A 21,163-nucleotide genomic window follows, 5' to 3' on the forward strand; every position below is an offset into this window, starting at 1 on the left:
TTAACGCTCCTCGCTATTATCCGAATCCTCGGTTTCGGAAGGTTCGGCGGATGATTTCGCCTTGTCATCCGATTCATCGGACTGTTTCTTGATTCTCTCCTGCATGGTATCAAATGCCTGCCGAACCTTCGGACTGACCGATTCGGAAGCCTGTCGCACGCTTTCCGATGCCTGCTTGACCGTTTCCGTGGTGCGATCGAGAATCTGGACCGTCTTCGGCAATGGCCTGCCGGATTGTTTCGGAGCGTAGATGACGTTCTCGATGATGTCCTCGTAACGCTGCAGCACCTTGGGACGAACGACCTTCAGGCTCGCGGTCAGAGTACCGTCCTGCTGGTTGAATTCCTCACTGAGGATTTCGAATTTGCGCACGGATTCCGCACGGGAGACGTTCGCGTTCGCTTTTTCGACATATTGCTGCACGAATGCACGGACCGCGTCGTTCTCTGCAATCTGTTCCATGGACATATCGCGGTCCAGTCCCTGCTGGGAAAGCCACGAACGGACCATATCAGGGTCCAGCTCGATCAGCGCGCTGATGAATGGCTTTCCATCTCCGATGACCACCGCATGGGACACTATCGGGCAGGTGTCGATGATATCCTCCATCGGCGCCGGGCTGACGTTCTTGCCCCCGGCCGTGATGATGATGTCCTTCTTACGGCCGGTTATATATACGAATCCGTCGTCGTCGATGGCGCCCAAATCCCCTGTTCTGAGCCAACCGTCGGGCATTTTGACCTCGGCGGTCTTCTCGGGGTTCTTGTAATAGCCGAGGAAGACGTTGGGGCCCATGACCTGCAGCTCTCCATCATCGTCGGTACGCACGCCCATACCAGGTCCGGGTTTGCCGACGGAACCGACACGGTTCGCGTTCTGCCAATTGACGATCATCGGAGCCGCCGTCTCCGTCATACCATATCCTTGGATGAACGTGATACCGTCCATGCCATTGAAGAAGTGGGCAAGGTCAACATTCAACGGAGCCCCTCCACATGCCAGATATTTCAGATTCGGTCCAAGCGCGGAACGGATGGACTTGCCGACAGTGGACATGAAGAACGAATGCTCGGTGCGGGCGATCAGGGAATGTCCGGCCCCATTCTGCTCATCCTTGGACCACTGGACGAAATGCTCGAACGCCTTGGCGAAGATTCTGCCACGGATGCCGGCACCGGCCTTCTGCGATGCGGCGTTGTACACCTTCTCGAACACACGGGGCACGCCAAGCAGATATGTCGGTTTGAAGCTGCGCAGATCGGCGAGCAGGTGCTTGGCGCCGGGAAGATAGCCGACCACGCCTTGACCGCCGATGGCCACGTACTGGATGTAACGGGCGAAGCAGTGCGCCAACGGCAGAAATAGCATCAACCGATTCGGTTGGTAAAGCATGTCGTCGAGGATGATATAGCCGTTGAGCACTATATGGGTGAAATTACGATGGGACAGCATCGCGCCTTTCGGGCGTCCTGTGGAGCCCGACGTGTAGACGATGGTGAGCATGTCGTCCGCCTTGACCCGGGAAATGGCCCGATCGAGCGCGTCGTCGTCGATGCCCTCCCCGAAATCCACGACTGCATCGAGTCCATCGGCTTTGAAGTTGAACACATAACGCAATCCCTCATATTCGTCGCGAATCTGTTCAAGGGTCTGCGTGTGCGAGGAATCCCCGGCGAAGGCGATGATCGGCTCAACCTCCTCGACAATGGAGGCTGCCTGCTTGGCCGAATCCGTCTCATATATCGGGACGCTCACCGCACCGATCGCGGCGCAGGCAAAATCCACTACACCCCATTCATAACAGGTCGGGGAATAGATGACCACCATGTTTCCCGGCTTGACGCCAAGACCGATAAGTCCTTTCGCCACAGCGCGCACGCGGGCGAGCATCTGGGCCGCCGTCACATCATGCCATTGCCTGGTATCGTCATCCTGCCATTGCGCAATAAGGTCATCCGGGGTCTTCCCCGCACGACGTGCCAGCAATGCGTAGACCGTGTCCTCATCCGTGGTGCTGTAAGCCGGTTCCGGTACAAATTCTCTCAACATGATTTCTATAGTAGTTGCCGTTCTTCCAAGGCGCACTGGAAACCCTTGAAATCAGCTGTAAATAGCCAATCTCAAGGGTTTTGCCTTAATATTCCGCTTTAAAAAACGTCAGCCGAAATCAGCCACGGTGCATCTCCATACGGATCCCTTGAACACGAAGGTTGTATTGCAGCTCATCCGCAGGTCGCCGATGCTGAGCAGCACGGTGCATTCGAACTTCGTCGGCGAAACCAGCCATCCGCTGACCATGAACACGTTGATGGGCAGCAGACCGAACCTGGCGTGAAGTCTGATGTCCTCCTTCATGTGATTGATCAAAAGACCTGACGCCGTCTTCAACCGACGCATGCAGTCCTCCGTTAGGATGCGTTCAACGTGCGCCGGCTTCCGGCGGCCACGGAAGATGTCGATGACATCACACGACAGGCGCGCCCCCAAAAGCGCCAGATAATGAGCCTGCCCGACGTCCCACGGCGTGTCGTCGATGCGGACGATATGATACGGGATGCGTTTGTGAGACAATTCCGATTCCAGAAAACCATCGTATGAGGAAAGGGCTTTCTTCTCTCTTTTCAGCTGTTCTAACAGCCGGTTATCTTCTTCGTTGAAGTCCAATAACGTATCCAATCCTGATGACGGAATCCTGTCTGGTTCGTCGTCGCGTAAAACATCATCGTTATCCACCTCCTGCTCGGGATTGGATTGCGAACCCGGAGGTGGAACATCTTCTTTGAATAAATCGTCCATATAAAATGGCCTCCTTTATCGGATGTCATCCGACTCTGCTGAGAAGGACGTAATGACCATTTAGACATAAGAAATTCCCCCCGTCAAGTCGATGGAGGGAATTATCGAATATATGGACAGCCCACCCTTCAGGGGCGGGCTGCGATCATTCGGTCACCGGTTCGGGGTGACGGTGACCGGACAACGCTGGAAGCTCTTCAGATCGACATAACCAGTGGTGGCCATGGCCCGGCGAAGAGCGCCGACGAAATTGGTGGTGCCATCCGCGTTGTGGCTCGGGCCAAACATCACTTCCTCCAAAGTGCCCACGGTTCCCACGTTGGTACGGAAACCACGCGGCAATGTCTGGTGACGCGCCTCGGCACCCCAGTGCATACCCTGGCCGGGTGCTTCCTTGGCACGGGCCAACGGAGAGCCAAGCATCACCGCATCCGCGCCGAGAGCGAAGGCCTTGATAAAGCTTCCGGAATCACCCATGCCTCCATCGGCGATCACCTGCACGTAACGACCACCCGATTCATCCATGTAATCACGTCGCGCCTCGGCGACGTCGGCGATGGCCGTGGCCATCGGCGCATGCACTCCGATCGTGTTGCGGTTGGCAGAGACCGCTCCTCCGCCGAAGCCGACGAGGACGCCGGCCGCGCCGGTACGCATCAGATGCAAAGCCGCCGTGTAGTTGGCCGCACCCCCGACGATGACCGGAACGTCCAGGTCATAGATGAACTTCTTGAGGTTGAGGGGCTCGTGGTCCTTGGAGACATGCTCCGCGGACACAACGGTGCCACGGATGACGAACAGGTCGACGCCCGCCTCAAGCACCGTCGAATAATAATCCTGCGTGCGCTGGGGCGACAACGCTCCGGCGACGGTGACGCCGGCGTCGCGAATCTCATGCAGGCGCTCGACGATGAGCTCCGGCTTGATTGGCTCGGCATAGATCTCCTGGATGCGCTCAGTGGCCTTGTCCGCCGGCAACTGCGCGATTTCGTCAAGCAGCGGCTGAGGATCAGCGTAACGAGTCCACAACCCTTCAAGATCAAGCACGCCGAGCGCGCCCATTTTGCCCATGGCGATGGCCGTGGCCGGGCTGGTCACGGAATCCATTGGAGCGCCGATGACCGGCACGTCGAATTCATAGGCATCGACCTGCCAGGAAGTGGATACGTCCTGAGGGTCACGGGTACGACGGGAGGGGACGATGGAGACATCGTCCAGCGAGTAGGCCAGACGGCCTTTCTTGCCCAAACCGATTTCAATTTCCTGAGACATGGTTTCAAGGCTAATGCTCAGCTATGACAGTGGCTTCAAGCGTGTCCTTCCATGGTTTTGGACATTTCCGCACGTAATTAACACATATGTATTAAGACGGGATTCATCACCTCAATCCTGACAGGAGGACAAACCATGGCCAAAATCAAGGTCGAAGGCAAAGTCGTCGAACTCGACGGCGACGAAATGACCCGCGTCATCTGGAAGGACATCAAGAACCGTCTGATCCTGCCATATCTCGACGTGGACCTGGATTACTACGATCTGGGCATTGAGAATCGAGACGCCACCGACGACCAGGTGACCGTGGACGCGGCGAAGGCCATCCAGCGGGAGCATGTCGGTGTCAAGTGCGCCACCATCACCCCGGACGAGGCTCGCGTCAAAGAATTCGGCCTTAAGAAGATGTGGAAGTCCCCCAACGGCACCATTCGCAACATCCTCGGCGGAACCATCTTCCGCGAGCCGATCGTCATGAGCAATGTGCCGCGTCTGGTGCCGGGATGGACCAAGCCGATCGTCGTGGCCCGTCATGCATTCGGCGACCAGTACAAGGCTACGGACTTCAAGGTTCCGGGAGCCGGACAGCTCACCGTCACGTTCACGCCGGAAGACGGCGGCGAACCCATCCAGCACGTCGTGTACAACTACGGCCCCGATGGCGGCGTCGCCCAGGTGCAGTACAACGTCAACGACTCCATCCGCGGATTCGCCCGAGCCTGCTTCAATTACGGACTGATGCGCGGCTATCCGGTGTATCTGTCCACCAAGAACACGATTCTCAAGGCATACGACGGGCAGTTCAAGGATATATTCGCCGAAGTGTTCGAAACCGAATACAAGGACAAGTTCGAGGCGGCCGGACTGACCTATGAGCACCGACTGATCGACGATATGGTGGCCAGCTCCTTGAAGTGGCATGGCGGATACATCTGGGCCTGCAAGAACTACGACGGCGACGTGCAGTCCGATTCCGTGGCACAGGGCTTCGGATCACTTGGCCTGATGACCTCCGTCCTGATGACCCCCGATGGGCAGACCGTCGAGGCCGAGGCGGCACATGGCACGGTGACCCGCCATTATCGCCGTTGGCAGAAGGGCGAGAAGACCTCGACCAACCCGATTGCCTCTATCTTCGCATGGACGGGCGGCTTGAAGCACCGTGCCGACCTTGATGGCACTCCGGAGGTCAGGCATTTCGCCGAGACTTTGGAAAAGGTCATTATCTCGACCGTCGAAGGCGGCCAGATGACCAAAGACCTCGCCATGCTCATTGGTCCCGACCAGCCATGGCTTGATACCGAGGGCTTCATGGACGCGCTCGATGAGAATCTGGCGAAGGCATTGGCGGAATAATCGTCGGCTCTCAAAGGGAAACCCGTATGCGTCTACACGCGTATACGGGTTTTTCAATGCTCGGATATTACAATCGATGGTCAGTATGAGAAATCCGCCCACCGTATTTCGCAAAGGACATGGCATGACACTGCATCGCACGACCACGACGAAACGGCTGCTCGCCCTGCTGGCATCGGCCTGCATGGTGGCTGTCATGGGCGCGTGCTCGTCCAATGACGGCGCACAGTCGCAGGACAAGGCCACACAGTCCAGCACGGTGAATCCGACCGGCAGCGTGGCGATCTTCACGCCGGCCGACGGCATCACCATCTCCCAGCAGACGCCATTGAGCAAATGGGAGAAGATCGTTCCCGAAATCGTGTCGTCATTGAAGCAAGAGGGCGTCAAGAGTGGCGACATCACCGTCAAGACCTCTTCGAATCTCGCCAAGCAGAGTCAAAGCGTGCAGGACTATGTGGTGGACCACATCAACGGCTCCGAACATTCATCCTCGAAGGGCGGAACCACTTTGGTGGTGGCACCGGTCGCGGATCTGTCGGAATCCGATAGGCAGTACGGCGACTATGCGGGACATGGCATCACTTGGGATTCCGATGCGTCGGACGAGGATGCGAAAGATCATGCGCAATCGGCGCAACGTCTGGTATCGGCACTGCGCCTCGCCCAGAACGAGGGCATGAAGGTGGTTCTGGTTTCCAACACTCTCCAGGGATACGCTCCGGACGTGTACGTTCCAATGGTCACCGCCGAGCAGATCGGAAAGCTGCAGGCACGGGAACTTGTCAGCAAGCTCGAACTCGACAAAGCGTCTTCCAATGCCCCCAAGCAGATCGAGGTGTTGCTCCCCTACGATGAGACGGACGAGCACGGCAATAAGGAGGACACGTCCTTCGCACAGCATGTGTTCAAGGGAATCTGGCAGATTCTCGGACCGTATTTCAAGGACGGCAAGGCCGTCTCCCCCTCCGGAACGCTCACCGCGTCAACCGATGAATCCGATTGGCAATCCGTGGCGTTCGAATCCGCGAAAGCCGAGCAGGTTAAATCCGCACTCGCCGAACGTCTCGGCATGGATGAGGACGACACTCACCCCACCCGCATCGACGGCATCATCTCATGCAACGACTATGTGGCAAAGAACGTAGCCGATGAATTGGCAAAACTCGGTTATACCGGTTCCTCGGCGGACGTCAATCCGTCCATCACCATCTCCGGCATCGTGGATAGCATCACCGGGAAAAAAGATCTGGAGAGAAAGACGGTGCCCAGTCCTACGAGCGCCTCGACCGATGATGACGGCAACAAGGAATCGGATGATGAGGAGAACGCGCAGTGGCCGATCATCACCGGATACGGAGCATATATCAGCTCCATGCCGAATATTGTCAACGGCAAACAATGGATGACCGCGATGGAGAATCGCAAGACCCTGGCCAAGGACATCGCACGGACTTGCGTGCGTTTGAACGTCGCAGACAAGCTGTCCAAGTTCGACTTCATCATCTCAACGACGGTTGAAGGAAAGAAAACGCCGACCATCCATGAGGACGTTCTGGCGATAAGCGCGGGCAATCTCAAGAAAACCCTGATCGAACCCAACTATATATCCCTGGCGGACGCCGGTCTGTGACCGCCGCCTCAACTGTGATGGAATCCGGAAGAAGCCCGGGAGATGTGGAACAACGTCTCCCGGGCTTCTTTCGGATAGCGCTCAAAGCTTATTCGGCGTGGGACGCCGGCTTCCTCGGCACATAGATGACCTTGTCTATCAAGGTGCGATAATGCTCGACCACAGCTTGCCGGCGCGCTTTCATACTCGGCGTGACCAGACCGTTCTCCTCGGTGAACTCATCGGGGACGATTTCAAACTTGCGGATCGACTCGGCACGCGAAGCGAGCTCATTGGCCTTGTTGACCGCGCGTTCGACCTCGGCACGCACAATGGGGTTCTTCGAGGCTTCATCCAAATCGGCAACGCGTTCCGCACCCTTGGACTCCAACCACAGGTTCGTCTCGGTCAAATCAAGGGAGATGATGGCCGCAATGAAGGGCCTACGGTCGCCGATCATCACGCATTGGCTCACCACCGGCGAAGTCATGATGGAGGCCTCCATCTCGCACGGGGAAACGTTTTTGCCGCCAGCGGTGATGATGAGATCCTTCTTACGACCGACGATGGAAACGAAACCGTCGTCGTCAATGGAACCAAGATCTCCGGTATGCAGCCATCCATCAACAATCTGTTGTCTGGTGACATCGGGATTGTTATGGTAACCCGCGCACACAGCAGGGCTTTTGATGCACAGCTCTCCATCTTCGTCCACACCCATGGTCACTCCTTGCAAGGGCAGTCCAATGGTGCCTATCCTGTAGCCTTCGGTCGGGTTGACGCTTGAGGGAGCACAGGTTTCGGTCATGCCATAGCCTTCCAGCAACGGAAGGCCGACGCCGTTGAAGAAGTGCGCGATGGAGGAGTCCAGCGGCGCGCCACCGGAGACCGCGTATTCGACATGACCGCCGAACACGTCCATGATCGATGAATACACCAGCTTGTCATACAAGGCATGCTTCGCGTTCAACGCGAAGGGAATCCCCTTGCCTGATTGCTGAGCATGGGACCAGTCATATGCGGTACGGGTGGCGCCCGCGAACACACGTCCCTTGAAACCGGAACCGGCCTTCTGCGATGCCGCGTTGTAGATCTTTTCGAAAATCCTTGGCACGGCGAGGATGAATGTCGGCTTGAACGCCTTGAAATCAGCGAGAATGGTCTTCAGATTGCTGGAAAGACCAAGCGAGACATTGCCGGCGAAGCAGAAGAACTGCATGTACCTTGCGAATACGTGGGCCAACGGCAGGAACAGCAACAGGCGACGATTCGGCTTCATGGCGATATCCGGCATGGAATTGACACCGGAATAGGTGATGAACACGAAATTGGCGTGCGTCAATTCGACGCCTTTTGGTGTGCCGGTGGACCCGGATGTGTACACGATGGTGGCCAGATCGGAACCCTTGACCGCCTGTTCACGTTCAAGAAACTCTGCATCCGATACCGCATGACCGTATTCGATGATGGTATCGAGAGCGCCAAGTCCAATGACATACACGTCACCGAGATCGGAGCATTGCCCGCGCACGGATTCAATCTTGTCGCGCTGGGCGTCGTCCTCGGCGAAAGCCATTTTGACGTTGGCGTCGTTGAAGATCATCCTCACTTGGGCCGGCGAGTTCGTCTCATACACCGGAACGGTGAGCGCGCCGATGGACATGATGGCCACGTCGAGCGCCGTCCATTGCCAGCATGTGTGCGCGATGATGGACACGGAATCCCCGGGCATCACGCCGCGCGCGATAAGCCCTTTGGCGAGGGCCACCACCTTATCCCTGAATTGTGCGGCGGTGAACGCATCCCATTCTCCCTGGTCGTTCTTGTATTCAACCAGATTGTCGTTCGGAGTGCGTTCCGCACGCTTCTCGAGCACTGAGAAGATGTTCCTGTCCGCATCGATCGCATGTTCCAGAGGCCGCGTGTATTCCTTGATCATAAGCTTCCCGCTTCTCGAAATCCGTTGTACATACAGCATCATAACCGTCATGCCGCACTTTCCTCCGAAGCCGCGACTCCACGGCAACGAGATGCATGGGACAAGCCGATCATGCTGCCTTAAGACCTACCCTCATCGCCTCCACTCTGCCTGATGGATCCGAATAGTCACGTCCAATGCCTTTGAGACCCCAATGCAGACACTGATCGGAGCAGTGCTCCGAAGCACCTTCGACACGTGCGAAACGTTCCCCTTTGACGACGGATGTCCCAACCGCGCGTGTCGTGGCGGCCGGTTCGAACGTCGATGTAAGGTTCCCCGCATTCGCGCCATGGCGAAGAGTCACTACGGATTTGCCAGCCACTTTGCCACTGAAGGCGATCGTCCCGTCTGCAGGCGCGAGAATGGCATCCTGCGCCCGGGCCTGCAAATCCACCCCACGATGGCCCGGCAACCATTGTTTGGCCGGCGCATCGTATGCGCCGACGATTCGCGTCTGTTCCAAAGGCCATCGCATCAACGCCCGGCATTCCACCTGCGCAGCATCACCCGCCGTGGCGGTCTCCGCATGCGCATATGCCGGCGGAACTCGCAGACCGCAAGCCACGAATGCGGCGCTCGCCGACACACATACGATCATCGCGGCCGCACATCGACGGCGATTGCGCTCCTCGGCATCATCGGACATTCTGCTGCGGCGAATTCGCCGACGGTATTCTCTGCTATCCATGGTGATTTCCTTTGCCTGCGTTGCGGTCGGGAATCGAAAGCATGCCATCGTTGCGAACCGGTTGTCCAATCAAAACGACCTTGTGGTCGGAGAACCGCACTTATCCACATGCTTCGGGCGTGTCGCGCCCGAAGCTGCCACAGACGTCTCCTCGTGTGGCATACGATGTAACGCATGAGCGACAACACCACGCAACGCAAGGCGTTGCAACAGCTGCAGGACGAACCAGACCAGGAGCGCATCGCTTACTATCGCAAGCCATTCATGGTGCTATGGGCGGCCGTGCAGGAAGCGTCAAGCGAACTGCAGGACGATTACGCCCTTTCCCCCGAGCTCGCCCAGCTATGGGTCGCGGAACAGCTGCGGCAGGTGTCGGATTCCTTGGTGGACAGGCTTGCCGAAATCGCCGTGGCGCGTGGCGAATCGAAATCGAATGTGGCACGTGCTGCGGGCGCGAGTCCGGACAACGTGTTGCGCCGTTTTCCCCGACTCAAGACGAATGCATCGCATGGGCGCACGCTTGTCGACAATGTGCTCGACACTTTGGAGTAATTCTATTCAGGGAGAGACTAAGTTGAAACAATTTCATGCACTCGACACGAGTTTTGTCTGAGAATGTCAGAGAACTACGGTCTGGAACATTCCCGTAATTCTCACTTGAATCATGCCGGAACCCTACTCCCATAAAGGCTTCCATCTAAGCTCCTGCGACTGGGCTTGAACCAGTGACCGTCCGATTAACAGTCGGATGCTCTGCCAACTGAGCTACGCAGGAATGTTCCCGCCCGGAAGACAAGCTTCCGTGCACAAGTCACATATATTACACGAATCATCCAATCATGCAAATCGGAAGCACCACAGCGTGTCGTATCACCATTCGAGCTCTTCGATGTCCATCGGATGCGAATTGGTTTCGATCGATGAGACACGCCCGTCATGCATACGTATCACTCGATCAGCGATTGGGGCAATTGCTGAATTGTGCGTCACAATCACCACTGTCGCGCCCTTTTTACGACTCATGTCCTGAAGAATACGCAGCACCTGCTTGCCCGTGTTGTAATCAAGCGCACCTGTAGGCTCATCGCAAAGAAGAATCTTCGGATTCTTCGCCACCGCGCGTGCGATCGCCACTCGCTGCTGCTCGCCGCCGGACAGCTGCGCGGGAAAATTATCGGCCCGATCGGACAATCCCACGTCGGCGAGCGCGCTGTCGGCATCCTGCGCGTCGGAGACGATCTGGGAGGCGAGCTCCACGTTCTCACGTGCCGTGAGGTTCGCCACAAGGTTGTAGAACTGGAATACGAATCCGATGTCAGTCCGACGGTATGCGGTCAGCTGTTTGGGTGTGTAGCCGGAGATGTCCTTGCCGTCGATGATCACCTGTCCCGAGGTGTTGGTGTCCATGCCGCCCAGAATGTTGAGCACTGTCGATTTTCCAGCGCCGGATGCACCGAGAATGATGGCGAGTTCTCCTCTGTCGATGGTGAAGGACACATTGTCGTTGGCTGTGATGGTGGTGGATCCCATATGGTAGCGCTTGGTGCTGTTTCTCATTTCGATGTATGCCATGTCGCACTCCGTTCCCCTGTCCGACGTCCATGTCCGGGCCAATAGGCCTTTTCTTTGACTATACGACTAAAGTAGGGTTTGTGGTTCCATGCAGAGGAAAGGATTTTTCCATGGATGTCTCCAATGATGCCGACCGTTTGCAAACGCTGCTGTACAGCTCCTATTCAGCGGATACCGTACGGCAGTTGGAACGTCCTCTGCTGGACGATGGCGTGCCGCTGATGCGCATGGCGGCTTCCGCCGCCGCTCAAGTGACGATGGCGCTACTCGATGACGAGGACCTTCCGATTGAGGATGCGCGTGTCACCGTGTTGGCTGGTGCCGGGAATAATGGTGGCGATGGACTGTACGCGGGCGCCAAATTGGCGAATGAGGGGGCACAGGTGACCGCGATTGCGGTCGGACGTTCTTTGCATGAGGAGGCATTCAGGGCATTCGTGCATGCCGGCGGGCGCGTACTGGTGCTTGATTCAGCGGCCGATATTCCGGGATGCACATCCGGATTTTCCGCAGGCGAGGCCGGTGAGAGGCTTCAGGCGGCGATTGAATATGCGAGGAGCTCGCATGTAGTGCTTGACGCGATGACCGGCATCGGGTCGGTCGGCGCATTGCGGGGCATCGCAGGTACGTTGGCCGCGTCCATTGGATCGGATGGCGAGCTGCCGGACAAACCCGCATTGCCGGATAATGAGCCGTCCGCCGATCTGCCGTTGGTAGTGGCCATCGATGTGCCGTCCGGGGTGGGGGTTGATGACGGTTCGCTGCCGGGACCGTACATTCCCGCGGATGCAACGGTGATGTTTGGCGCGATGAAGCCATGCGCGATGGTGCCTCCCGCCTCGTACGCGTGCGGCCGGGTCACGTTGGTGGACTTTGGCTTCGACATTGATGACGCCGTTCCGCTCGCCGAGATGACGGATGGCAATTTTGTCTCGGATTCGATTCGTCTGCCTCGGCTTGCGGATGGCAAGTATTCGCGTGGCGTGGTTGGATTGGTGACTGGCTCGACACGCTATCCCGGTGCCGCCGTATTGTCGGCGAGGGCCGCGGCCCGGACGAATACCGGCATGGTGCGGTATCTGGGACCTCAACGCGCGCAGGATATGGTACTCTCCGTATTGCCGGAGGCTGTGCTCGGCAAGGGAAGGGTCGAGTCGTGGGTGGTTGGTTCCGGAGTGCCGGCCGCAGGCGCTGAAATGGGTGAGGATGACACGCAGCGCGTCACAACCGCGGCTTTGCTGGAGCATTACGCTTTGCATGAGACCGATGACGAGATGAACGCGCGGGCCTTGGCCATGCCTCCCATCGTGGTGGATGCAGGCGCATTGGATCTGCTGCCGGATCGCGTCGCGCCGCAGGTAGTGGCCACGCCGCATGCCGGAGAATTGGCCGCTTTGCTGAACCGTTTGGACGGCGATGCTGCCGAGCCCGTTTCCAGGCAACAGGTGGAGGCCAATCCCCTACGTTCGACGTTGCGGGCGCATAAGCTGACCGGCGCAACGGTGCTTCTCAAAGGTGCCGTCACCATTGTGGTTGGTTCCGACGGCGACGGAGGCGACCGAATCATCCTGTCGGGACGAGCACCCGCATGGATGGCCACCGCAGGTTCGGGAGACGTACTGGCCGGCATGTTGGGAGCGTTGATGGCGCAACAGGATGATCTGCTCAACGACGATCCCGCTTTGGTGCCGGAAGTGGCGGCGGCCGCCGCATACATGCATGGGCTTGCTGGTGCGATCGCCAGCGGATCGAAGCAACGCGGCTGGTGCCGTCCGCGTCTGTACGGTCACGCCACTAGGAGTTCCGCGAATGCGGTAGGCCATCCGATCGTCGCCACGGATGTCATCGCCGCCATCCCCCAGGCCTTCGACGAGCTGATCCGCTAGATAATTACCACCCCGCTTACCACCCCGCGCGCGAATGGCTTCCGGCCCGCTTCTTATGTTGGTTGTCTGACAAGAGAGGTGGGTGCATGCAACAGTTTTCCGTGGTCCTGAACCAGCTCATCGGCATGGGTGTCATGCTGGTCGTGGGCGTGGTATGCGTCAAGACGAAACTATTGAACGAGGATTCCCTGCAGGGGGTATGTCGTCTGATCCTGAACGTGGGCATTCCGATGCTGGTGTTCTCCAATGCCGTTTCCGGAACCACGCGTGAGGACCTGTTCGGCTCCGCGGCGGTCATCGGCATCACAATCGCGTTGTACGCGCTGCTCATCCTATCAATGTGGCTGCTGGCGAAGCTGCTTCGTCTGCCGGGAGAGCGTGGACGCATGTTCCAAGGCGCGTTCATCTTCGGCAATGCCGGCTTCATCGGCCTTCCATTGATTCTGGCGTTGTTCCCCAAACAGGGCGCATTGTATTTCGCGCTGATGTCGCTGACCGACCAGTTCTTCTTCTGGACCTATGGCGTATGGATCACCAGGCCGAAGTCGAACCGGCAGACGTATATGGACGAGCATCCGGCTAAGACTCTGGGGTCGAGGCTTCTCGGCATGCTGAGCCCCGCGTTGGTGGCGGTGATTCTGGCGATTGCGATTGTGCTCATCGGCATTCCGGTGCCGCAGGTGGTGATTGCTCCCCTGCATTCGCTTGGCGCCATCTCCACGCCGTTGTCGATGATCTATCTCGGTGGGCTGTTCGTGCTGCGCGACTGGGCTGGCGTATTGAAACGATACGAGCTGTATGTGGGCATCGTGGTCAAGATGGTGCTCTTCCCCATCGCGTTCCATGTGCTGATCGTCACCGTGCCGCCGATGCTCGGGCTGGGGGCGATTCCCCGTAGCATGGCGGATATGATGACGATCATCGCGGGGCTGCCGACCATGAGCGCCATTGTCATGTTCTCGGAACGCGAGCATAATATGCCCGAATATGCTGTGGGACTGGTGCTGTCCACCACCGTGGCGAGCCTGTTCACACTGCCTGTCGTATCGTATCTGACGTTCTGACGTTCTCGCGGAGGACTGAAATGCAGAACGAGATGAGGGACTTTCCCATGATTACGGATACGGTACACTGACGAGGACGGACACATGTCTATGGAAAGGATTCCGATGGTTACCGCAACATCATCGATCACTGACGTTGTCTTCGATTTCTGCGGAGTGCTGCTGGACTGGCAGACGCGCGCATGTCTTGAAGGCAAATTCGATGACGGGCTCGTGGACCGCATCTGCGAGGATGACGACCCGTGCGGTTTCTTCAGATATGAGGATCGCATGGACGCCGGCGAGGATTTCGATTCAATCTGGCCCGATGTGGTGCGGGAGCAGGGCAGACAGATCGCCGACATCTTCCGTTACTACATCACCCATTATGATGATGCGTTGCCGCGCATGCTGCCCGGAATGGAGCAACTGCTGCGTGACCTGAAGTCGGCCGGCTACGGCGTATGGGGATTGACGAATTGGTCGCATGAGACATTCCATTTCGCATTCGACAAGTTCCCGCAGCTTGCCGAGTTGTTGGACGGCACCGTCGTCTCCGGAGTGGAGAAGATGCACAAGCCCAACGCAGACATCTACGAACTGGCGATATCTCGTTTCGGCCTGCAGCCGGAACATAGTGTGTTCCTGGATGACACGGCGAAGAACGTCGCGGGCGCGCAGGCCGTCGGCATGCATTCCTTCCGCTTCATGGACGCGGAACAGGCACGTGAGAATCTCGAATCCTTGGGCGTGCGCGTGTAGGACGGAATGACACGCAATCGCATGTCCATTATGCAAAAAAGGAATCCTATAAATCGCCGTTTCGTAAAGCGACGCTGGTATAAGTAGTAGTTATGACCCTCCTTCAGCTGAAATACATCGTCAAAATCGTCGAATGCGGCTCCATGAACGAAGCCTCGCACGAACTGTACGTCTCCCAGCCCGCGCTGAGTTCCTCGGTGAAGGAGCTTGAGAATGAGCTTGGCATCGAGATCTTCACCCGCTCCTCGCAAGGCATCGCCTTGACCGTGGACGGTGCGGAGTTCCTCACCTATGCGCGTCAGGTCCTCGACCAGGCCTCGCTGCTCGAGGAACGTTACAAGAACGCGAAGCCACGCAAACAGCTGTGCTCCGTGTCGACTCAGCATTACATGTTCGCCGTGGAGGCTTTTGTGGAGATGATCAACTCCATCAAGTCCGACGAATACGAGTTCACCATCCGTGAGACCCGCACCAAGGACATCATCAACCAGGTGGCGAACATGCTTTCGGAGATAGGCATCATCTATCTGTCCGATTTCAACAAGGATGTGATCGGCAAGATGCTGCGGGAGAAGCACCTTGAGTTCCATCCGCTGTTCCGGGCGCCGTTGCACGTGTTCATCTCGCGCAACAATCCGCTTGCCGGCAAGAAGAAGGTCACCATGGATGACCTGAAACCGTTCCCCTTCATCCAATACGAGCAGGGTGAGGAAGGGAGCTTCTTCTTCGCGGAGGAGGCCGTCTGGCCGGAGTATTCCCCCAAGCAGATCAACGTGACCGACCGTGCCACCATTCTGAACTTCATCATCGGCTTGAACGGCTACACGGTTTGCACCGGTATCGATAACGGCGACCTTAATAACGAGAAAATCGTCACCGTGCCGCTTGATACCGATGAGACGATGCTGGTCGGTTGGATTGCCAACGAACGCGCCAAGCTTTCGAAGGCCGCGGAAACATATTTGGAAAAGCTGAAGTCGGTGGTTTCAAGCCACGGCTATAACCTCATCGATTAGATTGACCGTTGGCAGGTCTGTCAGGCTCAGATCCTGAAGGTAACAAGAAAGTCCCGCACCAACTCACGGATGGTGCGGGACTTTCTTGTTACAGCTGTCTCTTACGACAACCTTGGACTGTTATCAGGCGCCGTATCGTGCCAGATACGCGTCGGCGGCCGCCTTGATCTCAGGAGTGACGTATGGAGCGCCGTCCGCCGTCCGGATATGCTGACCTGCTTCGAAGATCTCCCTTACGTTGGCGATGGCGAACACAGGGAAACCGAATTCGGATTCGACGGCCTTCACCGCGGACGTATCGGAGTCCTTGGTCTTTTCCATACGATCCACGCTCAGCACCAGTCCGACGACTTCGACGTCGGCCTCGGCCTTGAGTTTCGGAATGACCTCACGCACGGCGGTTCCGGCGGTCATCACATCGTCGACGAGCAGTACCTTCATGCCATCCCTGAGCTGGGTGCCGACCATCATGCCGCCGTCTCCATGGTCCTTCTTCTCCTTGCGGTCGAAGGTGTAGCCGACTTCCATGCCGTGGGCATTGGTCAATGCGATGGCTGTGGATACACCCAGAGGAATACCCTTGTAGGCCGGACCGAACACGGTGTCGATATCCTTCGGCAGGTTGCCGGCTTCGATTTCCGCGATGATCTTCTCGGCGTAGAACGAGCCAAGACGAGCAATCTTGCGTCCGTCGTTGAATGCGCCGGCGTTGATGAAATACGGCGATTGGCGGCCGGATTTCAAGGTGAATTCGCCGAATTTCAGCGCCTGCGCCTCCAGTAGGAATTCGGTGAAACGATGATCGAGCGAAGCGGTCATTTGTTGGTTCTCCTTTTTTCGACGGTTGACTGCGACCTATGGCCGCGATGGATGATTATTCGCCGTGCCGGCGGCCGAATCAGCGCCAGGTCTCCCCTTTTGCGAGCTTGTCGGCAAGCTCGGGACGCTCGTCGAGCAGGTCATCAAGCTCGCGGGCCACACGCAGCGGTGCGGTCGGTTCGAACAACGCCGCCGCACCGACTTCAATGGCATTGGCTCCGGCATACAGATATTCGAGGGCCGTCTCACCGGAGTCGATGCCGCCGATGCCGATGATCGGTATGGTCGGCAATGCGGCACGCACACGCCACACCGCGGCAAGGCCGACGGGCAGCACGGCAGGGCCGGAAACACCACCGGTGACGTGCGTGATAATCGGCTCGCCAGTGCGGATATTGATGCGCATTCCAAGCAGCGTGTTGATCAGGCTCAACGCATCGGCACCGCTTTCCACGGCGGCGCGCGCCGGCACGGTGATGTCGGTAACGTTCGGCGTGAGCTTGACGATCATCTTCTTATCGGTGATCTTGCGCAGCCGGGTGATGAGCCTGGACAATGCCACCGGATCAGTGCCGACGCTCATGCCACCGGCGGACACGTTCGGGCAGCTCACGTTGATTTCCAGCATATCGGCTGGCGAATCGTTGAGTTTGGCCACCACTTCGGCGTAGTCGTCGTCGCAATGGCCTGCGACGTTGGCTATGACCGTCGCGTTGATGGCTTTGAGCTTGGGCAGGTCGTCCTCCAAATAATGGTCGACGCCCGGATTCTGCAACCCGACGGCGTTGATGTTGCTGGACGGACCTTCCGCGGTACGCACGCCGGGGTTGCCTTCCCACGGCACCGGAGAGACACCTTTGGTGGTGACAGCCCCCAACTGGCTCACATCGTAGAACCAGCGCACCGCCGCGTATTGGAATGTGCCGGAAGCCGTGGCCACCGGATTCTTCCATGGAACACCCGCCACCTGTGTGGGATGCTTCCATTCGTGCTGTTCGTACAGGTTCGCATGCTGCGGTTGCTCCACGTTCATGCTCACTCCCCCCATCCCAGTTGTTCACGGGTGAATACCGGTCCGTCGGAGCAGACCTTCAGCCGCCCTTCGGCCGTGTCGACGGTGCAGAGCACGCAAGTGCCGTAACCACAGCCCATACGCTGTTCGAGGCTCAGCTGAGCCTCGATGCCGCGTTTCGCCGCCCATGCCGCAACGGCCTTCATCATCGGCAACGGACCACATGAAAGGATGACTGGCTTCCTCTCCCCCGTCGTCAGTTCGTTTTCGATACGATTGAGCAACGTGATGACGTTGCCTTCGGATTCGTCGATGCTGTACACCTTGTCCGCGTATCGGCCGACATACTCATCGCCGAAACGCACATTGCGATAGCCGAATACCGCTGTGCTTGTGGCGTGTTCCAGACCCGCGATATGCTGCGCGGCACGCACCAACGGCGGCACGCCGAGGCCGCCGGCCACCAGTACGTAATTCGCCGTCCGCTTGGTGTCGAAACTGTTGCCAAGGGGCCCCATCACGCGGATTGCGTCTCCCGCGCTCAGCTCGGCGAACTCGGCGGTGCCTTTGCCCACGACGGCGAATATAAGACTCACCTCGTCGCCTTCGACCTCGGCCACGCCGAACGGGCGGGGCATGAGTCGGGTCGGATCGTTGGAATACACGTCTACGAACTGCGCCGGCTTGGCGTGCCCGGCGATGTATTCGTCACGGAACGTCAGACGGTACACACCGTCGGCCAATTTATGGTTATCGACGATTTCGACCGTATGTCGGCTGGGGAAGAATCCAGCCTCCCTTGCCTCCGTGACGGTCGGCATGAACGTTGCTGCGGCGGTCATGGCTTCCTCTCTTTATGCTTCGTGTGATGGGACATGTTACTTGGGATTGATTTTCCACAGCTTACGGCAATACGGCACGCAAATCGTCACGCATGTTCTTCGCCGCCTCACGTGCCGATTCGGCGACTAGGTCCAGCGCGTCGTCCGCGCTCATGGATTCGTCGTATTTCCCGGATTTCCTCCACGCGCCGATGATTCCGCGTGACGAATTGACGAGCGCTCCCATGCCGTCCTTGTCGAACATGCCGGCCACGCCTTGAGCGGTGCCTCCCTGCGCGCCGTAGCCCGGCACCAGGAAGAACGTATGTGGCATGCGTGCGCGCAGAGTCCTGCCTTCCTCGGGATGTGTGGCGCCGACCACGGCGCCGACACGCGAATATCCGCTCTTGCCTACGGTTTCGGCGCCCCAGCCTTCGACCAAATCGGCGACATGCTCATATACGTGTTCGCCGGAGGCGAGTTCAAGCTCCTGAAGCTCGCTGCTGGATGGGTTGGAGGTGCGCACCAGCACGAAAATGTCCTTGTCGGACGAAGTGGCGGCTTCGACGAACGGCGAGATGCCGTCGGTGCCGAGATAGGGGTTCACGGTGACCGCGTCCTCGTGCCACGGATCGAAAGCGTCTTCCCCTGCTCCGACTCCGCTCAGATGGTGGGCGTAGGCGGCGGCGGTGGAGCCGATGTCACCGCGCTTGACGTCTCCGAGCACGTACAGTCCCTGTTGTTTGGCGTACTCGCAGGTCATGGCGTAGGCGTCGATGCCGGCGGGACCGAGCGCCTCGTACATGGCAATCTGTGGTTTGACCGCCGGTACGATGTCGGCCACGGCGTCGATGATGGCGCGGTTGAATTCGAAGAAAGCGACGGAAAGCTGGGTGGCCGGCGCCTCCGTCGGATCCTCAACCTGTTCGCCAATCTCCTCCGCGAAGCTTGCCACGATCTGTTCCGGCACCAAGGCTTCGGTGGGGTCGAGACCTACGACGCTTGGGTTCTGCTTGGCTTCGATGGCTTCGATGAGACGGTCCATCAGTCCTCCTTGTTGATACGGCTGAATGCCAGTTGCGAGCCGATGACGGTGGCGAGCGGCCGGCCGGTGACCTGCCAACCGCCGAATGGGGTGTTGCGTGCCGCGGAGTGGAACTGTTCCGGGTCGACCGTCCATTCCTCATCGGCATCCAGCACCACCAGATCCACTCGTTCGCTTTCGGGAACACGGCCTAGGTCGAGCACACGTTTGGTGGCATCGTCTCCGGGCACGGCATCGGCGTATTCGTCGAGTACGGCGGTGATGTCGGTCTTGTCGTGGCCCATGAGCGCAGCCGGACCGGTGGACATCAGCTCGATGAGCCGCTCGTCGGAGATGAATCCCCCGTCCACAAGCACTTTGTGGCATACGCCGTACGCGCATTCCAATCCGATGATGCCATTGGGAGCAGCAAGGAAACCGAGCTCCTTCTCCTTCATGGTGTGCGGGGCGTGATCGGTGGCCAGTAGATCCACCGTGCCGTCGGCGATAGCCGCGATGGTGGCCTGCCGGTCGGCTTCGGAGCGCAGCGGCGGGTTCATCTTCGCCAACGTGCCGTATTTGAGTAACGCCTCGTCGTTCAACGCGATATAGTGCGGCGCCGTCTCGCAAGTGATCGGCAGTCCCTCGGCTTTGGCCTTGCGGATTGCTTCGAAGGAGATCGCAGTGCTGACATGCTGGAAATGCACGTGCACACCGGTCTTGCGGGCCATCTCGATGTCGCGTTCGACGATTTTGAGCTCCGTGTCCTCCGGGATGCCGGGAACGCCGAGTTCGCGCGATACCGGTCCTTCGTTGACCGCGCCGATGTCATGATGCTCACAGTGCTCGATGAGATACAAGCCCGATTCCTCGACATTCTCGAACACCTGTTTGAGAATGTCCGATGTCACGGCCGCGCCGTCATCGCTGACGGCGGTCACCGGATGCGCCAGTTGGTAGGCATCCTTGCGGTCGTCATCATGCCCCGGCAGATATCCGACCCAGTCGGCCACATCGGTGGCCTCCCTGCCGGCACGTCCCTTCGACGCGCACACGCACAGGTCATAGCGGACCGGCAATTTGACATCATGTGCGGCCTCGTAATGCTGCAGATAATCAATGACGGTGTCATATCCGGCATCAAGCACTTCGGATGCGCCCGGCTGACCGGACTCCACCTTCATGCCATCCATCGCGGGAACGGTGTTCGGCATGATGAGCACGTTCGTGTATCCTCCGGATGCGGCGGCCGCACAGCCGGAAACCATGGACTCCTTATACGTCTGCCCGGGATCGCGGAAATGAACATGCGGATCCTCGAATCCGGGAGCGATGGTCATCGCCGAGGCATCCACGGATTCGTTCGTATCGGAGGGCACGACCAGGTCGATGATCTCTCCGGTGTTCCAGACCTTGATGTCGTGAAGGGTGAGGGACATGGGTCAGAACTTCGCTTCCTCGTCGCAGTAGTCACAGCGGTATTCCTGACGATCGGAATGCACC

At 58.3% G+C, this 21,163-nt stretch carries 18 protein-coding genes and 1 tRNA gene; 7 read left to right on the forward strand and 12 right to left on the reverse strand.

Annotated elements, in window-relative coordinates:
* The 3 genes from ACR0P8_RS00270 to ACR0P8_RS00280 all read right to left on the reverse strand — a co-directional run bounded on the left by ACR0P8_RS00270 (position 1) and on the right by ACR0P8_RS00280 (position 4,068).
* Positions 1–2,049: an AMP-dependent synthetase/ligase gene (locus tag ACR0P8_RS00270; RefSeq protein WP_432622557.1), complete on the reverse strand. Its 2,049-nt coding sequence runs from the start codon at positions 2,047–2,049 to the stop codon at positions 1–3.
* Positions 2,050–2,157: 108 nt separating this feature from the next.
* Positions 2,158–2,796, reverse strand: a complete 639-nt coding sequence (locus ACR0P8_RS00275) for a hypothetical protein (protein WP_432622559.1) — start codon at positions 2,794–2,796, stop codon at positions 2,158–2,160.
* 153 nt (positions 2,797–2,949) lie between these two features.
* Complete coding sequence (locus tag ACR0P8_RS00280) at positions 2,950–4,068, reverse strand: GuaB3 family IMP dehydrogenase-related protein (protein WP_432622561.1); 1,119 nt, start codon at positions 4,066–4,068, stop codon at positions 2,950–2,952.
* 135 nt (positions 4,069–4,203) lie between these two features.
* Between ACR0P8_RS00280 and ACR0P8_RS00285 the strand changes: the two genes are divergently transcribed.
* Entirely contained in the window at positions 4,204–5,424 is a 1,221-nt protein-coding gene (locus tag ACR0P8_RS00285) for an NADP-dependent isocitrate dehydrogenase (RefSeq protein ID WP_432622563.1), read from the forward strand.
* 124 nt (positions 5,425–5,548) lie between these two features.
* On the forward strand, positions 5,549–7,057 hold the full coding sequence (locus ACR0P8_RS00290; RefSeq protein WP_432622565.1) for a hypothetical protein: 1,509 nt from the start codon (positions 5,549–5,551) through the stop codon (positions 7,055–7,057).
* Positions 7,058–7,145: 88 nt separating this feature from the next.
* Here the strand turns inward: ACR0P8_RS00290 and ACR0P8_RS00295 are convergent, their stop codons facing one another.
* On the reverse strand, positions 7,146–8,975 hold the full coding sequence (locus ACR0P8_RS00295; protein ID WP_432622597.1) for an AMP-dependent synthetase/ligase: 1,830 nt from the start codon (positions 8,973–8,975) through the stop codon (positions 7,146–7,148).
* A 109-nt stretch (positions 8,976–9,084) separates the two neighbouring features.
* Positions 9,085–9,705, reverse strand: a complete 621-nt coding sequence (locus ACR0P8_RS00300) for a M23 family metallopeptidase (RefSeq protein WP_432622567.1) — start codon at positions 9,703–9,705, stop codon at positions 9,085–9,087.
* A 174-nt stretch (positions 9,706–9,879) separates the two neighbouring features.
* On the opposite strand from ACR0P8_RS00300, the gene ACR0P8_RS00305 reads away from it, so the two are divergent.
* Entirely contained in the window at positions 9,880–10,257 is a 378-nt protein-coding gene (locus tag ACR0P8_RS00305; RefSeq protein WP_432622569.1) for a transcriptional regulator, read from the forward strand.
* A gap of 150 nt (positions 10,258–10,407) precedes the next feature.
* Here ACR0P8_RS00305 and ACR0P8_RS00310 read toward each other — a convergent pair.
* Together ACR0P8_RS00310 and ACR0P8_RS00315 are read right to left on the reverse strand one after the other, a co-directional pair.
* Positions 10,408–10,480: transfer RNA gene (locus tag ACR0P8_RS00310), tRNA-Asn, on the reverse strand.
* Between the two features lie 95 nt (positions 10,481–10,575).
* Positions 10,576–11,277 (reverse strand): ABC transporter ATP-binding protein, encoded by a 702-nt coding sequence (locus ACR0P8_RS00315; protein WP_432622571.1) that lies wholly within the window; start codon positions 11,275–11,277, stop codon positions 10,576–10,578.
* Between the two features lie 110 nt (positions 11,278–11,387).
* Here ACR0P8_RS00315 and ACR0P8_RS00320 point away from each other — a divergent pair, with 110 nt between their 5' ends.
* The 4 genes from ACR0P8_RS00320 to ACR0P8_RS00335 all read left to right on the forward strand — a co-directional run bounded on the left by ACR0P8_RS00320 (position 11,388) and on the right by ACR0P8_RS00335 (position 15,984).
* Positions 11,388–13,163: a bifunctional ADP-dependent NAD(P)H-hydrate dehydratase/NAD(P)H-hydrate epimerase gene (locus tag ACR0P8_RS00320; RefSeq protein ID WP_432622573.1), complete on the forward strand. Its 1,776-nt coding sequence runs from the start codon at positions 11,388–11,390 to the stop codon at positions 13,161–13,163.
* An 86-nt stretch (positions 13,164–13,249) separates the two neighbouring features.
* The gene (locus ACR0P8_RS00325) at positions 13,250–14,227 is read left to right on the forward strand and encodes an AEC family transporter (protein WP_432622575.1); all 978 of its coding nucleotides are present in this window, start codon (positions 13,250–13,252) and stop codon (positions 14,225–14,227) included.
* 105 nt (positions 14,228–14,332) lie between these two features.
* Positions 14,333–14,968 (forward strand): HAD family hydrolase, encoded by a 636-nt coding sequence (locus ACR0P8_RS00330; protein ID WP_432622577.1) that lies wholly within the window; start codon positions 14,333–14,335, stop codon positions 14,966–14,968.
* 92 nt (positions 14,969–15,060) lie between these two features.
* Entirely contained in the window at positions 15,061–15,984 is a 924-nt protein-coding gene (locus ACR0P8_RS00335; RefSeq protein WP_432622579.1) for a LysR family transcriptional regulator, read from the forward strand.
* A gap of 123 nt (positions 15,985–16,107) precedes the next feature.
* Here the strand turns inward: ACR0P8_RS00335 and pyrE are convergent, their stop codons facing one another.
* The 5 genes from pyrE to ACR0P8_RS00360 all read right to left on the reverse strand — a co-directional run bounded on the left by pyrE (position 16,108) and on the right by ACR0P8_RS00360 (position 21,099).
* Complete coding sequence (gene pyrE / locus ACR0P8_RS00340) at positions 16,108–16,803, reverse strand: orotate phosphoribosyltransferase (RefSeq protein WP_432622581.1); 696 nt, start codon at positions 16,801–16,803, stop codon at positions 16,108–16,110.
* Positions 16,804–16,882: 79 nt separating this feature from the next.
* Positions 16,883–17,851, reverse strand: coding sequence for a dihydroorotate dehydrogenase (locus ACR0P8_RS00345; protein WP_432622583.1), 969 nt, complete (start codon positions 17,849–17,851; stop codon positions 16,883–16,885).
* Entirely contained in the window at positions 17,839–18,657 is an 819-nt protein-coding gene (locus tag ACR0P8_RS00350; protein WP_432622585.1) for a dihydroorotate dehydrogenase electron transfer subunit, read from the reverse strand. The genes ACR0P8_RS00345 and ACR0P8_RS00350 overlap by 13 nt, the downstream gene beginning before the upstream one ends.
* A gap of 61 nt (positions 18,658–18,718) precedes the next feature.
* Complete coding sequence (gene pyrF, locus ACR0P8_RS00355) at positions 18,719–19,681, reverse strand: orotidine-5'-phosphate decarboxylase (protein WP_432622587.1); 963 nt, start codon at positions 19,679–19,681, stop codon at positions 18,719–18,721.
* Entirely contained in the window at positions 19,681–21,099 is a 1,419-nt protein-coding gene (locus ACR0P8_RS00360; protein ID WP_432622589.1) for a dihydroorotase, read from the reverse strand. Before ACR0P8_RS00360 ends, pyrF begins: the two co-directional genes overlap by 1 nt.
* Between the last annotated feature and the right edge of the window lie 64 nt (positions 21,100–21,163).

This window comes from Bifidobacterium sp. (assembly GCF_050874245.1).
Classification (GTDB): Bacteria; Actinomycetota; Actinomycetes; order Actinomycetales; family Bifidobacteriaceae; genus Bifidobacterium.

Bases quoted from the DNA above. Each gene is read 5' to 3' on its own strand.
- ACR0P8_RS00270 (WP_432622557.1), bottom strand. From the start codon at position 2,049: ATGTTGAGAGAATTTGTACCGGAACCGGCTTACAGCACCACGGATGAG.
- ACR0P8_RS00275 (WP_432622559.1), bottom strand. From the start codon at position 2,796: ATGGACGATTTATTCAAAGAAGATGTTCCACCTCCGGGTTCGCAATCC.
- ACR0P8_RS00280 (WP_432622561.1), bottom strand. From the start codon at position 4,068: ATGTCTCAGGAAATTGAAATCGGTTTGGGCAAGAAAGGCCGTCTGGCC.
- ACR0P8_RS00285 (WP_432622563.1), top strand. From the start codon at position 4,204: ATGGCCAAAATCAAGGTCGAAGGCAAAGTCGTCGAACTCGACGGCGAC.
- ACR0P8_RS00290 (WP_432622565.1), top strand. From the start codon at position 5,549: ATGACACTGCATCGCACGACCACGACGAAACGGCTGCTCGCCCTGCTG.
- ACR0P8_RS00295 (WP_432622597.1), bottom strand. From the start codon at position 8,975: ATGATCAAGGAATACACGCGGCCTCTGGAACATGCGATCGATGCGGAC.
- ACR0P8_RS00300 (WP_432622567.1), bottom strand. From the start codon at position 9,705: ATGGATAGCAGAGAATACCGTCGGCGAATTCGCCGCAGCAGAATGTCC.
- ACR0P8_RS00305 (WP_432622569.1), top strand. From the start codon at position 9,880: ATGAGCGACAACACCACGCAACGCAAGGCGTTGCAACAGCTGCAGGAC.
- ACR0P8_RS00315 (WP_432622571.1), bottom strand. From the start codon at position 11,277: ATGGCATACATCGAAATGAGAAACAGCACCAAGCGCTACCATATGGGA.
- ACR0P8_RS00320 (WP_432622573.1), top strand. From the start codon at position 11,388: ATGGATGTCTCCAATGATGCCGACCGTTTGCAAACGCTGCTGTACAGC.
- ACR0P8_RS00325 (WP_432622575.1), top strand. From the start codon at position 13,250: ATGCAACAGTTTTCCGTGGTCCTGAACCAGCTCATCGGCATGGGTGTC.
- ACR0P8_RS00330 (WP_432622577.1), top strand. From the start codon at position 14,333: ATGGTTACCGCAACATCATCGATCACTGACGTTGTCTTCGATTTCTGC.
- ACR0P8_RS00335 (WP_432622579.1), top strand. From the start codon at position 15,061: ATGACCCTCCTTCAGCTGAAATACATCGTCAAAATCGTCGAATGCGGC.
- pyrE (WP_432622581.1), bottom strand. From the start codon at position 16,803: ATGACCGCTTCGCTCGATCATCGTTTCACCGAATTCCTACTGGAGGCG.
- ACR0P8_RS00345 (WP_432622583.1), bottom strand. From the start codon at position 17,851: ATGGGGGGAGTGAGCATGAACGTGGAGCAACCGCAGCATGCGAACCTG.
- ACR0P8_RS00350 (WP_432622585.1), bottom strand. From the start codon at position 18,657: ATGACCGCCGCAGCAACGTTCATGCCGACCGTCACGGAGGCAAGGGAG.
- pyrF (WP_432622587.1), bottom strand. From the start codon at position 19,681: ATGGACCGTCTCATCGAAGCCATCGAAGCCAAGCAGAACCCAAGCGTC.
- ACR0P8_RS00360 (WP_432622589.1), bottom strand. From the start codon at position 21,099: ATGTCCCTCACCCTTCACGACATCAAGGTCTGGAACACCGGAGAGATC.